This window comes from Cryobacterium sinapicolor (assembly GCF_004403465.1).
Taxonomy (GTDB): domain Bacteria; phylum Actinomycetota; class Actinomycetes; order Actinomycetales; family Microbacteriaceae; genus Cryobacterium; species Cryobacterium sinapicolor.
The window spans coordinates 1-12,396 of sequence record NZ_SOGQ01000035.1 but is presented as its reverse complement, the minus strand read 5'-3'; the positions used below and the strand labels follow the sequence as shown (position 1 = coordinate 12,396).

Below are 12,396 nucleotides of genomic sequence, written 5' to 3'. Positions count from 1 at the left end.
TTGTGAGTTGCTTTAGTCGGTACTCACTGACCATCCCACGGTGGCTCTTTACGTTGACGAAGCAACACTCAAGAGCGGGAAACCACACCACTCACAGGGACGTGACCCTCGACCGCTTGCGGATCGAGTGTGAAGAGCAGGCCCGAGAGTTCTTCGATTGCTATTCTCGCTCCCGTGCGATTGCGTCAAGCATCAAATCGAGGCCGAACTCAAACTCGTTCGCATAGTGGTATCCGGGCTGCAGCACCTGATTCGCGGTCAGTTCCGCGAGATAGGGGTACTCGGCCGTGGGCAATTCGTCAAGCAGGATCTGCGCCATGATCGCCGTCTCTTCCTCCGTCTTGAACGGCAGGGACTTCTCCCTCATGGAAAAGCCGTACACGTAGCTGTCGATCGCCGAAATTGCGTGTGCGGTGAGCGCGAGTGACAATCCGCCGTTGCGCAGGGTGCCAAGTGCCATGTCCAGGCGCCGCAGAGTGGCGGGGCCAGGGGAAGTCCCCGAATCTTTCACGGATGTCGCCCAGGGATGACGCGACAACGCATCTCGGAACGAAACCTAGCGCCTGCGGATCGCGGTCCTCCAGTCGTCGCTGAGGCACGGTAGCTCGATACCGGCGAAGACAGTGTCCACCATTCCTGTGAGGAGGTCGTCCTTGTTCGCCACATGCGCGTAGATCGACATTGCTTCGACGCCAAGTTCCTCGCCCAGCCGCCGCATCGTGAGCGAGTCGAGGCCATCCCTGTCCGCGAGCTCAATGGCAGCCGTCAGTACCCGCTCGCGATTCAAGCGCTCCCTGGTGACACCATCCCGCTTCGTCGCTCTCGAAGCCTTAGACTCTTTCATATTGACGACCTTACTGTGTAAGGATAATATCCTTACTAGATAAGCTTACAGCATAAGGAAGAGGATACAATGAACGCCCTATTGAACAGCTCCAGTCACACGCCAGTCCGATCCGTGGACACCGCCAAGTCACAGCGGTCGGCCAGCCTGGTCGCCGGCCTCGCTCTGACGTTGATGGCCGTACTGTCCGGCTTCGGCGTCTTCGGCGCAATCCAGCCATCCATCACCCCCGGAAACGCGGAGGCGACGGCGGCGGCCATTCTCGGCTCTGAACTGATGTTCCGGCTCGGAATCGCCAGCCTGATTCTGGTCATCGTGCTCGACGTCATCGCGGCAAGCGCCCTACACGCCCTGTTTGCGCCGGTGAACCAAAGCCTCTCGAGAATGGCCGCCTGGTTCCGGCTCGCCTACAGCGCCGTATTCCTCGTTGCGATCCTGCAGCTTCCCATCGCCGTGTCACTTCTGGCCGAACCCGTCGCAGCATTGCGGGCGATCGAGGGGTTCTACACGATCTGGAACATCGGACTCATTCTCTTCAGCTTCCACCTCCTGCTCATCGGCTACCTCGCGTTCCGGTCCGGCTTCATGGCGAAGGTCTTCGGCATTCTGCTCATCCTCGCCGGCATCGGCTACGCCGTCGACGGCTTCGGTCTCGTGATCATCCCCGACTTCACCGCCTTCCTCGGCCAATACCTCTTCGTCGGCGAGGTAGTGCTGATCTTCTGGCTGCTCATCAAGGGCCGCCGCCTCACCAACTAACAAATCAGGCGCTTCGGTCGGGACCACTCAGATTGCCGACCGAAGCGCTTCACAACGCCATCTCATTCGAGGAGTAACAGCAATGAACAGCACAACGATTACGAGCCCGGTGCTCGCGGCCCGCGGCATCCGCAAGTCGTATGGCCGTGGCACGGCACGCTTCGATGCCCTCGATGGTGTCTCGCTGGAGGTGTATGCGGGCCAGTCGATCGCGATCGTTGGCAAGAGCGGTTCCGGTAAGTCGACTCTCATGCATCTGCTGGCCCTGCTGGACAGCCCGGACGCAGGGGAAGTAATGGTCGGTGACACCGACGCGAAAGAGCTCAGCGTGAAGCAGGTGAACAGGATGCGCAATGAAGATTTCGGGTTCGTGTTCCAGCAGTTCTTCTTGAACCCCAACGCCACTGTGCTCGATAACGTCGTACTGCCGCTCACGATTGCCGGCGTTGCCGCTGGTGAGCGCAAGGCCCGCGGTATGGCGGCGCTGCAACAGCTCGAACTCGACGACAAGGCGAAAAACATGGCTGTGAACCTCTCGGGGGGTCAGAAGCAGCGAGTCGTTATCGCCCGCGCCCTGGTCAACAACCCCAAGGTAATCTTCGCCGACGAACCAACCGGCAATCTCGACACGATGACCGGGGCGCTGGTGGAGGACATCCTCTTCTCGCTCAACAAAGACAAGGGGATCACGCTTGTGATCGTCACCCACGATCCAGAGCTTGCCGCGCGATGCGACCGGCAGATATTCATCCGTGACGGGCGCGAAGTCGGCTCCCTCGACAACGCAGGAGCAGCAGCGTGAAAACACTCGACATCATCGGAACAGCGGTGGATAACACTTTTCGCAGCAAACTTCGTACCACCCTCACGGTGGTCGCAATATTCATCGGCGCTTTCACTCTCACGCTGACCAGTGCCATCGGCACCGGTGTGTCAAACTACCTCGACATCCAACTCGCATCTGTCGGCACAACCGATGTGCTCTCGATTTCACAAACCGCCGAGGATGCGCCAGACCTCGGCGATGGCCCCCTCAGATACGATCCGACCCGGGCGACAGCGGATGGTGTTCCGAGTCCCGAAGCAGGATTCTCAACTGGCGTTCTCACCGAGAGCGACCTCGACGCGATTGGGAACACGCGGGGTATTCGCGACGTGAATGCGGTCGTCAGCTTGACCGCGAGTTACATCGAGTATGACGCCAAAGGCAAGTTCCAGGTGGCAATCAGTGAGAACGCCGAACTCACCAAGGCAGACTTAGCCGCGGGCGAACAACTGACACCCAGCGACAACAACCAGATTCTTCTGCCTGCCTCCTACCTCGAGACCCTCGGGCTCGGAGCCGCCGAAGCTGCGATCGGGAAGGTCGTGACCATCGGCATCGCTAACTACGACGGCGCAATGCACGAGGTTCATGCCACCGTCACCGGCGTGCAAAACCTAACGCTCCTCGGCGCGGGAGTGCGCCTCAACCAGGCACTGACAAATGAACTGTTCGCCGCGCAGACCGATGGCGAGCCGACAGCCTATGAACGGGGCTACTTCTTAGCATCCGCCCACTTCGATCCCACTTCCAACGACGATCAGGTGGCGGCCATCAAGGCCGATCTGGCCTCGCAGGGATACACCGCGCAGACACTGGCCGACCAGATCGGCGTTTTCCAGACCATCCTCACCGGCATCGTGGCTGTGCTCAACGGGTTCGGGCTCATCGCCCTGCTCGCGGCGGCGTTCGGCATCATCAACACCCTCCTCATGAGCGTGCAGGAGCGAACCCGCGAGATAGGCCTCATGAAAGCCATGGGAATGGGTGGTGGAAGGGTCTACGCGCTGTTCAGCGTCGAGGCGATCTTCATAGGGTTCCTCGGAAGCGCCCTCGGCGCCCTCGCTGCCATCGGAGCAGGCTCGATCATCAGCAACGTATTGGCCAATACGGTACTCGCCGACCTGCAGGGCCTCCAGGTGCTGCAGTTCGCGCCGGGACAGGTGGCAGGCATCATCCTCCTGGTAATGGTCATCGCCTTCCTTGCCAGCACACTTCCAGCACGACGCGCAGCGCGCCAGAACCCCATTGACGCACTCCGGTATGAGTAGCACCCCAAGCAACAAACCAAGGATCGAGATCATGAAAGCAATCGTCTCCAGCAGCTACGGCCCACCCGAATAACTGCAAGTCAAAGTCGTGCCGAAGCCCGTCCCCGGCGCCAATGAAGTGCGTGTACGAAACAGTGCCTCAGTGGTGACGGCGGCGATGTGCGAGGCGAGGGCGGGCTCACCGATGGCTCGCTTGTACTTCGGCCTGCGCAAACCGAAATGGCCCATCCTCGGCACCAACTTCTCCGGTGAGGTTCAAGCGGTGGGCCGCTCCGTAACCAACTTCCGAGTCGGTGCCCTTGTCGCCGGCGTCAGCGTGACGAACTTCGGTGCGTACGCGGAGTACATTGTCGTGCCGGAAGACGGGGTAATCGCGGCGAAGCCGAGCAACCTTAGTGATGAGGAGGCCGTCGCCGTTTTCGATGGATCGATCACAGCGTTGCCATTCCTTCGTGATGCGGCCAACCTCCGCCCGGGCCAGTCCGTTCTAATCAACGGTGCTTCCGGCGCGGTGGGCACGGCCGCGATCCAGCTCGCCAAGCACTATGGCGCCATAGTCACTGCCGTATGCAGCTCAGCGAACCGAACGCTAGTTGCGTCGCTAGGAGCCGAACATGTTATCGGCTATGTGACACAGGACTTCACCGACAACCACGACACTTACGACGTCATTTTCGACGCGGTAGCGAGGAGCTCTTTTATGCGGAGCCGTCGGGCCTTGAAACAAGGCGGCATCTACCTGACGACTGTGCCCTCGCTTGCCATCCTTCTGCAGATGCTGTGGACATCGAAAATGGGTCGGAAGAAAGCAGCCGTTGTGTTCACAGGGTTAGCCAAACCTGCTCAAATAGTGAAGAACCTCGTCTTCATAGGCAAACTCGCCGAGGCGGGAAGATTCCTTCCTGTGATCGGCAGCACCCATGCCATGGGAGATGCCGCTCATGCCCACCGCCAAGTAGAATCAGGCCACAAGCGCGGAAGCGCCGTCCTCACAATCGCTGCCGAGCAGTGACAGCGGATCTGGCCAGGAGGCCGGCTACCACCGCATCCATGGGAGCTCCATGCCGCGTGAGGGATCTATCTCGGTGAAGCCGGTCTGCTCATACAAGCGCCAGCCGGGCGGGTCAGCGATAAGAGTGATGTAGGGATTGTCCGGGGCTCGGTCACGAATCTGCGCCACCAGAGTGTCAATGACCTTCCGCCCGAGCCCCCGGCCTTGAAACTCGGGCAACGTCGCCATGTCTGCAATATGGAAATACCACCCGCCATCTCCGATGATTCTGCCCATGGCCACGGCAAGACCCGTTTCCCTGTCGCGAACATGGCAGAAGAACCAGCTGCCGGTCAGGGCCGCTTCTCCCTGCTCAGCACTCTTCTGCGACAAGTCGACACCTTTGCGTAATCCAAGATATTCGTCGAGCGCGGGAGGCCCCGCAATCAATTCGAAATCGTCCGGTGAGTACATGCGGCACAGTCTTTCGGTTGCTGAATGGAGCGAGGGGGAGGGGTCCGGTTGAGCCGTGTTCGAACGGCGATGCCAGCACAAAAGATGACGGCAATGCCGCCAATGATGGTCTGCCAGGTCAGCTGTTCGCGGAGGATCAGAGCGGCCCAGAGGATGCTGATCGTCGGTGACGTGAGCATTATGGAATCGATGACCCCAAGCGCGACAACGATCCCGTCGTACTTCCAGAGATCCCGACCCTCGGTGGTGGTGAGCGCGGTCGCGGCGGTCAAGTCCTCGTGGGCACCAGACCCAAGAACGAGAATACGATGGGCGTTCTTGCCGGGCGCGTGTCCCCGGGGACGTCGGTTGGGTGCAGGGATCCGCCCAACCAGAGCCGAGGAATGGCGGTTCGCACCGTGATCTTCTTCGTTCATCGTCCTTTGTTACCGGCCTACTGATTTACTTTGTCAATAAGTTTAGCTTACAGCGTACATAACAATAGTATGCATGCAATGCGTACGTAGTAAGGTGTCGCTAACAGGCACAGTCAGGAGAGTTGAATGGCATCACTGCGCAAGACAGCGTCGGAGCCCAGGGTTCGACTGAACCGAGAACGGGTAATCGGAGCGGCGATCGCACTTGCTGATTCCGGCGGGCTCGATGCCCTCACCATGCGGCGGCTCGGCGACGACCTGAGCGTCGAGGCGATGTCGGTCTACAACCATGTCGCGAACAAGGAAGACCTCATCAACGGGATGGCGGATACGGTGTTCTGCGAGATCGAGTTGCCGTCGCACAGCGATGACTGGAGGACGGCGATCCGCAAGCGCTCAATCTCGTTTCGCGACGTGCTCGTTCGGCATCCGTGGGCGACGACCGTGCGGGACTCCGGCACGAATCCGGGTGCGGCCACCCTCCGGCATCACGATCGGGTAATCGGCACGTTCCGTAACGGCGGGTTCTCCGTCGCTGCCGCGGCGCACGCGTTCTCCGCGGTCGACAGTTACATATACGGGTTCGCTATGCAGGAGAAGAGCCTCCCGTTCACCACGCCGGAGGAGACCGCCGCGATGGCGGAGATCCTTCTGGCGCAGCTTCCGACGAGCGACTACCCGTATCTCGCCGAGCTGACAGCCGACCATGTACTCAAGCCGGGCTACCGTTACTCCGATGAGTTCTTGGTCGGGCTTGACCTCATTCTTGATGGCCTCGAGTCGATGCGCGCCGGGCCCAGTTAATCAGCGCTGCCGGCGCGCGATGAGGGTCCGCGGGCGCGGTGGAGGTGAGGCATGATGCCGTAGATCGCTATCGGGACCGCGGTGGTGACGAGTATGAACGTGCGGAGCGCGATCGGAACACCGTCGAAGACTGTGGCGAGCAGGAGATTCAACGCGGTGAGCGTCGGGAACACGGCCAGCCAGATCATCAGGGCAAGTTGGTGCTTCGTGGGCGGCCTGATCGGGATGCTGCGGGCATCGGTGGTTGGCGTGGACATTTCTCCCGCCCGCTGCGGGACGATTCGTCATCGGAAACGGAACAGACACCAACCGATTCTGGCCCGACACAGAAATCGAGCAGGCGACCACGCGACGGGAGCTCGGATTCCAACAACCGTGCCCGTCGTCGTTTTCGCGGCCAGGTTCGACGTGATGAAAGACCACGGCCTGTTCCTGCGCTCCGTGGCCCTGCATCCCCTGGATCGCCCCGAAGCGCACTATCTCGTGTGCGGGGCTGGGATGACGCTGGAGAATGACGCGTTCCGCGCCTTGGCCCACGAATCGGGCATCAGCAGCTCCACCAACCTGCATGCTCTCGGCATCCGTGATGACATGCCCGCGGTCTATCAAATTGCCGACATCGCGGTGCTGACAAGTGCTTTCGGCGAGGCGTCGCCGTTGTGTTTGCTCGAAGTTGCCGCGTCAGGTGCCACGCCCGTCACCACTGACGTCGGCGACGCTGCGCTGACGGTGCAAGACATTGGATGCGTCACGACGCACGCTCCCGCCGACATCGTCGCGGCCTGGGACGACGTTCTCACTCGACCAACAGAGCTACGCAGCCACGCTCTCGCTGCCCGCACTGGGTTCGGAGGTGACCGCATGATTGCCGAGTACGCCGCCGTCGCACTCGGCCTGCTCGGTGGCAATAGGGCTGTTGCCTGACAGGCACTCTCCGTCACCGGATGTTCGATTCCGCGAGGGTTCCCATGGCGGCAGCTGTCTCCTCCTTGCTCGCCACATGGGTATAGATCGACACTTCTTCGACCCGCGGCTCCACGCCCAGCAGGCACACGCTCGAAATTCAAGCGCGCTCGAGCCACACCATTCCGTCGCGTAACTCTTTAAGATTTCGACTCATCCATATTGACAACCTTACGTTGTATTTATAATCTCCTTACTGCATAAGTTTTGTGTCTTAGATAATGGATTAAGCCCATGCGTGTCAGCTCGCACATGCACGCGAGCAAAGGAGAGCAACGATGAATACACCACCGGCAGATGCACATACCGCAGCCCCCCAATCCGACACGATGATGGCAATCGTTCAAGATGGATATGGCGTGCCCAGCAAGGTTTTGCGCCTTGAACGAATCCCTCGACCCTCGATTGGGAAGAACGACGTGCTGGTGCGCGTTCGTGCAGCAAGTGTGGACCCAGGCATTGCTCACATGGTCACCGGACTTCCGTACCCGGTACGCCTTGCGAGAAAATCGCTTCGCGCTCCCAAAGGCAGCGTGCCCGGATTCGGACTCGCAGGCCAGGTGGTCAGCGTTGGCGCGAGCGTCACTGACATCGTGGAAGGAGACAATGTGTTCGGCATCGGCGCCGGCTCATTCGCGGAGTATTGTGTGTGCAGTGATGACAAGATCGCACTGATGCCCGACAATTTCGACTTCAATCACGCAGCAGCCATTCCAGTCTCGGGGCTCGCAGCGTTGCAGGGACTGCGTGATCACGGGAAAGTGCAGGCTGGGTACAAGGTGCTTGTCGTGGGTGCGTCGGGTGGCGTTGGCACTTTCGCCGTGCAGATCGCGAAGGCCCTGGGCGCCGACGTAACCGGCGTCTGTAGTGCCGCCAAAGCCGACATGGTCCGCTCAATCGGAGCCGATCATGTCATCGACTACAAAAACGAGAACTTCGCCGATGGAGCGACCCGGTATGACGTTATCCTCGACACCGGAGGAAACAGCAGTCTAGGTGAACTACGACGTGCACTTTCTAGCCACGGGACTCTCGTCATCGTTGGCGGAGAAGCGAAGGGCCGTTGGCTCGGCGGCACCGATCGCGTACTCCGCGCACTCATGCTCAACCCGTTCGTCACGCAGACCCTCCGAGCATTCATCTCGACCGAGGATGCCCGAAACTTGCGTGCACTGGCAAAGTTCGCCTCCGCGGGCCAGCTCGTGCCAGTGATGGATCAGAGCTATAGCCTCGCGAATGCGGTCTCAGGCATGCGCCGCCTGGAGGAAGGCCAGGCGAAAGGCAAGATCGTCGTCACGATACCTTGACTTCAGGGATGCAAACTTGATTTCGACCCCGCGAATCAAAAGGTCAGGCGGTCCGAGAGCCTCGGCCGTATAACATCCCGCGGTGGGGTCGCGCCGACCTACGCCTTCGTTTTTGGAGCGATCGGCTCGGGCGTCGACTCGCGGTATGTGTAGGCCGACCGGTCGCTCCTTAGCCACGATCCACCGGTGAGGCTGGGGAGTTGACGGCGCGTTAAACAGAGGATGCCTTCCAGATCAGGAAAAATAGAACTTACTTAGGGTTCATTTCGACTGACAAGAAAGGCATCTCGTAGATGCAAGTTTTCCATAGATCCAAGGTCTTGTCAGCGTCCTTCGATGACACCAATCTCGTGTCGGCCGCCGGGCTCGTCCCCGAGATGATGCTGGCCGCCTCGACTGGCTTGGGCGAGCTGGCCATCCGGTGGTTGACGTTGCCGGGATACTTCGGGGCGAACGCCGGGTTGAAAGTCACCGCGTTGGTCGCGGGGATGCTCGCCGGCGCCGACTCCATCGATGACATGGCCTTGCTCCGCCACGGGGGTATGAAGAAACTCTTCGTGGGCACTTACGCCCCCTCAACACTGGGCTCGTTCCTGCGGGAGTTCACGTTCGGCCACGTCCGCCAGCTCGACGCAGTCGCCTGGCGGTGGCTAGTCAACGTCGCCCAGATCGCGCCGATCGTGGCTGGGATCGATGACTACGCCCTGGTCGATATGGACGACACCATCAAAGAAGTCAACGGCTACCATTAGCAAGGCGCTGGTTACGGGTACTCCGGAGTGCGTGGGTTGAACGCGTTGATCGGGATCGTCTCGACGACGTTTGCCGCTCCGGTCATCATCGGCGCCCGGCTCCGGAAAGGCGCCGCGGGGTCCCCGCGCAGGGCGGGAATGTTCGTGGCCGATGTCCTGGCGACCGTGACACGGTTGCGCTCGGCGACCGCGTCCGGGCTGGTCCTGTTACGCGCCGACAGTGCCTTCTATGGCCACGCCGTGGTCTCCGCCGCGCACCGGGCCGGCGCGAAAGTCTCCATCACCGCCCGCATGGATCCGGCCGTGAAACGCGCCATCGCCACGATCCCTGATGATGCTTGAACGAAGATTGATTAGACCGACGCGATCCGGGACGAGGCCACCGGCACCTGGATTTCCTCCGCCGACGTCGCCGAGATCGCATTCACCGCATTCAGCTCGAGGATGATCAGCGAACGCATCGAGGGACGCCTGGTGGTCCGGCGGATCCCGGAACTGAACCCGTTCGCCGGCGCCGGACAACCCACCCTCTTCGATACACACCTGGGCCGGGTATCGAACACACGCTCCGTCCGTGAATGGGCGGACGGTTCGCGTGCACCTGGCGCGGACGTCGTCCAGCGGCTACGTACCTCTTATTACGTGGCTGGCATTCTGATTGAACGGGAGAGCGCGAAGGTGGTCCAGGCGTGGTTCCAGGGCATGAACCCTGAGTTGGGTGATCAGTCGCCCGCTACGCTGCTGCGTACTGAGCCGCTCGACGCAGTCGGCCCGAAAGTCATCGCTGCCGCCCGGTCCTTTGCCGCCCACGGAAAGCCGGCGGGTCGCCGTCTTGCGGACGCGTTGTGAGGCTCGCTGGGTGGCTTAGTCCGTGGGCTTGTAACTGAGATGGCGGCGTAGGCCGGGGATGGCGAAGTCGACTTTGCCGTATCCGGCCGACTCAATGAGGCCGGCGGCCAGGAGCCGTGTCCGGTAGTTGGCGACAAGGTTTGTCTTGGCACCCATCCGTTGCCCGATGTCGCCGGTAGACGATGGCCCCGTGTCTGTGGCCATGGCGTGCAAGAAGTCCATGTCTTTGGGTGAGGTGGTGGAGAGAGCAGCCTCGATCACGGTGCGTGCGTTGCGTCGGTGTGCGGCATCAATGGCCCGGCCGACAGCGTCTTCATCGAGGGTGCCCTCGTTTTTTTCGGCTTCCCACCAGAGGAAGTAGCCGACCAGCTGGATGAGGAATGGGTATCCTCCAGTGGCTTCGGAGGCTTGCCGGACGAGGGCTGGTGAGAGGTTGAATGCCGCTGCCGCGAACGTGTCGGTGAATGACGCCTCCACGTCCCTGACCGTGGCGGCATGCAGATCGATCTTGTCGGCGCGGCGGAGGAACGTCACCACGCCTTCGTTGAGTAGGTCCGACACTGCAGCCGGTAGACCAGCGAAGACCAGCCCGATGGGGAGGCGGTCCTGGATCAGGTGCTGGACACTGGCTGCCAGCTGAGCCAGTTCAGCACGGTCAGCGGCGTGGATTTCGTCCACGGTGATGACCAGGCCGGTGCCACGGCTCTGGAGGAGCCGGAGGACTTCTTCGGCGAGGTTGCGCCAGGCGACCTGGCGTTCGGGCGGGAGCTCGGTCGTGAGGCTGAAGCCGGCAGCGGAGACACCGATGATCTTGCGTCCTTGCGGCCCGTTGCCGAGTTCTTCGGCCAGTTGGCGCATGGATTCACCGATCCTGCCCATGAAGCCACCGGTGGCCGTCTCGGAGATCACGGCCCATCCGTTCTCTCGGGCCAGGTCGTGGGCAGCACCGAGCATGACGGTCTTACCGATGCCACGGGCACCGGTGAAAATGGTGAGGAGCCCCGGCGCCCCGGATCCCAGGCGTAGGCCGTAGGCGAACTCGTCGAGAAGGCCGGCACGGCCGATGATCTCGGGTGGTGTCGCTCCGGCTGAAGGCCGGAATGGGTTCTCCATGGTGGATCCCTTGTGAGTGTGTGTGAGTCTTGTGCGTCTTGTTGTATCTGTGAGTCTTGTGAGCTTGAGCACCACCATACCTGCCCGCGCCGGCATTCCTGCCACCAGGCAATCGATCCCGCGTGTACGTGGACCTTGTGCTGGCGGGATCACCCTGGGTTGGCGCGTGATGCAGGGCCGGGACGAAACTCGGCAGACTCTAAAGAACCAATGGATTGGATGGAACGCATTGAGTTCACGGAGCGACGCATGGCACGGGAAAACACCCGCTGACGTCGAGGCGTTCATCCTCGAAACGGTTGACATGCTCCACAAACTCGACGACACCAGCCTGCACGAGCTGACACCACTTTTCCATGAGCACGGGGACGAGCAAGTAGCGCATTCCCTCCGAGAACTGCTCAAAATGCTCGGCCACGACCCCGACGCGTAACTCAGCTAGGGCACCGAGTAGGGGTCGAGGAGACAGTACGGGTGGCAGGGGCGTTGCCGATATCGAACGAAAAAGCCCCGGTTGCATCGCCTGGGAAAAGACGAGTATGAGAACCGGGGCTAATCGTCGGAGTGGGGGGACTCCGATGCGTAACGGGTCAAGTNGGGTCAAGTCCAAATGCGTGGTGTAACGCGTTTGCCGCGTGATTCTTGGATTTCTAGGCGCTGAGGGCGCCGAGTTCGGTTGTTTGTTCCTCCTTCTCGGTCGGGACGAGGGTGAGGCGTGAGCGGCTGAGGACGTCGAGGCCGAGGTAACGGCGGCCTTCGATCCATTCGTCGTGTTGTTCGGCCAGGACCGCTCCGACGAGCCGGCTCAGGGAGCCACGGTCGGGGAAGATACCCACGACGTCGGTGCGGCGGCGGATCTCGCGGTTGAGACGTTCCTGGGGGTTGTTGGACCAGAGCTGACGCCAGATCTCCTTCGGGAACCCGGTGAACGCGAGCACGTCGGCCCGGGCTGTCTCGAGGTGGGTGGCGACTGCGGGGAGCTTCTCCTCCAGTGCGTTCAGGACCCGGTCGAACTGGGCGTGGACGGCGT

14 protein-coding genes and 2 pseudogenes are annotated in these 12,396 nt (G+C 61.2%); 9 read left to right on the top strand and 7 right to left on the bottom strand.

Annotated elements, in window-relative coordinates:
- Nucleotides 1-160: 160 nt before the first annotated feature.
- Nucleotides 161-541, bottom strand: a pseudogene (locus tag E3T28_RS17335) (TetR/AcrR family transcriptional regulator C-terminal domain-containing protein); the annotation flags it as partial.
- A gap of 15 nt (nt 542-556) precedes the next feature.
- Entirely contained in the window at nt 557-844 is a 288-nt protein-coding gene (locus E3T28_RS17330; RefSeq protein ID WP_241979238.1) for a TetR family transcriptional regulator, read from the bottom strand.
- 114 nt (nt 845-958) lie between these two features.
- Between E3T28_RS17330 and E3T28_RS08075 the strand changes: the two genes are divergently transcribed.
- From E3T28_RS08075 to E3T28_RS08060, 4 genes are all read left to right on the top strand, one after another.
- Nucleotides 959-1,603 carry a DUF4386 domain-containing protein gene (locus E3T28_RS08075; RefSeq protein ID WP_198417172.1) on the top strand — a complete coding sequence of 215 codons (645 nt, stop codon included), beginning with the start codon at nt 959-961 and terminating at the stop codon, nt 1,601-1,603.
- An 82-nt stretch (nt 1,604-1,685) separates the two neighbouring features.
- Nucleotides 1,686-2,405 carry an ABC transporter ATP-binding protein gene (locus E3T28_RS08070; RefSeq protein ID WP_134429602.1) on the top strand — a complete coding sequence of 240 codons (720 nt, stop codon included), beginning with the start codon at nt 1,686-1,688 and terminating at the stop codon, nt 2,403-2,405.
- A complete protein-coding gene (locus E3T28_RS08065) occupies nt 2,402-3,697 on the top strand; it encodes an ABC transporter permease (RefSeq protein WP_134429600.1) in 1,296 nt (431 codons plus the stop codon). Before E3T28_RS08070 ends, E3T28_RS08065 begins: the two co-directional genes overlap by 4 nt.
- 88 nt (nt 3,698-3,785) lie before the next feature.
- Entirely contained in the window at nt 3,786-4,709 is a 924-nt protein-coding gene (locus E3T28_RS08060; RefSeq protein WP_198417171.1) for an NAD(P)-dependent alcohol dehydrogenase, read from the top strand.
- 24 nt (nt 4,710-4,733) lie between these two features.
- Here E3T28_RS08060 and E3T28_RS08055 read toward each other — a convergent pair whose 3' ends face one another.
- Nucleotides 4,734-5,162 carry a GNAT family N-acetyltransferase gene (locus tag E3T28_RS08055; protein ID WP_134429598.1) on the bottom strand — a complete coding sequence of 143 codons (429 nt, stop codon included), beginning with the start codon at nt 5,160-5,162 and terminating at the stop codon, nt 4,734-4,736.
- Nucleotides 5,135-5,578, bottom strand: a complete 444-nt coding sequence (locus E3T28_RS17645) for a DMT family transporter (RefSeq protein ID WP_134429596.1) — start codon at nt 5,576-5,578, stop codon at nt 5,135-5,137. The genes E3T28_RS08055 and E3T28_RS17645 overlap by 28 nt, the downstream gene beginning before the upstream one ends.
- Nucleotides 5,579-5,704: 126 nt before the next feature.
- Between E3T28_RS17645 and E3T28_RS08045 the strand changes: the two genes are divergently transcribed.
- Nucleotides 5,705-6,382 carry a TetR/AcrR family transcriptional regulator C-terminal domain-containing protein gene (locus E3T28_RS08045; RefSeq protein WP_134429594.1) on the top strand — a complete coding sequence of 226 codons (678 nt, stop codon included), beginning with the start codon at nt 5,705-5,707 and terminating at the stop codon, nt 6,380-6,382.
- Here the strand turns inward: E3T28_RS08045 and E3T28_RS08040 are convergent.
- On the bottom strand, nt 6,379-6,639 hold the full coding sequence (locus tag E3T28_RS08040) for a putative antibiotic biosynthesis monooxygenase (RefSeq protein ID WP_134429592.1): 261 nt from the start codon (nt 6,637-6,639) through the stop codon (nt 6,379-6,381). The genes E3T28_RS08045 and E3T28_RS08040 overlap by 4 nt on opposite strands.
- Between E3T28_RS08040 and E3T28_RS08035 the strand changes: the two genes are divergently transcribed.
- The 3 genes and pseudogenes from E3T28_RS08035 to E3T28_RS17150 form a co-directional block, all read left to right on the top strand.
- Entirely contained in the window at nt 6,608-7,306 is a 699-nt protein-coding gene (locus E3T28_RS08035; RefSeq protein ID WP_134429590.1) for a glycosyltransferase, read from the top strand. The genes E3T28_RS08040 and E3T28_RS08035 overlap by 32 nt on opposite strands.
- A 317-nt stretch (nt 7,307-7,623) precedes the next feature.
- Entirely contained in the window at nt 7,624-8,652 is a 1,029-nt protein-coding gene (locus tag E3T28_RS08030; RefSeq protein ID WP_241979237.1) for an NAD(P)-dependent alcohol dehydrogenase, read from the top strand.
- A gap of 293 nt (nt 8,653-8,945) precedes the next feature.
- Nucleotides 8,946-9,947: pseudogene (locus E3T28_RS17150) on the top strand (IS1380 family transposase); the annotation flags it as partial.
- Between the two features lie 321 nt (nt 9,948-10,268).
- Here E3T28_RS17150 and E3T28_RS08020 read toward each other — a convergent pair.
- On the bottom strand, nt 10,269-11,366 hold the full coding sequence (locus E3T28_RS08020) for an ATP-binding protein (RefSeq protein ID WP_134429588.1): 1,098 nt from the start codon (nt 11,364-11,366) through the stop codon (nt 10,269-10,271).
- Nucleotides 11,367-11,430: 64 nt separating this feature from the next.
- Here E3T28_RS08020 and E3T28_RS08015 point away from each other — a divergent pair, with 64 nt between their 5' ends.
- Entirely contained in the window at nt 11,431-11,799 is a 369-nt protein-coding gene (locus tag E3T28_RS08015) for a hypothetical protein (protein WP_134429586.1), read from the top strand.
- Nucleotides 11,800-12,016: 217 nt separating this feature from the next.
- On the opposite strand, the gene E3T28_RS08010 is transcribed toward E3T28_RS08015, so the two are convergent.
- Nucleotides 12,017-12,396: transposase (locus tag E3T28_RS08010; RefSeq protein WP_174844004.1), on the bottom strand; the 380-nt coding region annotated here is incomplete at its 5' end.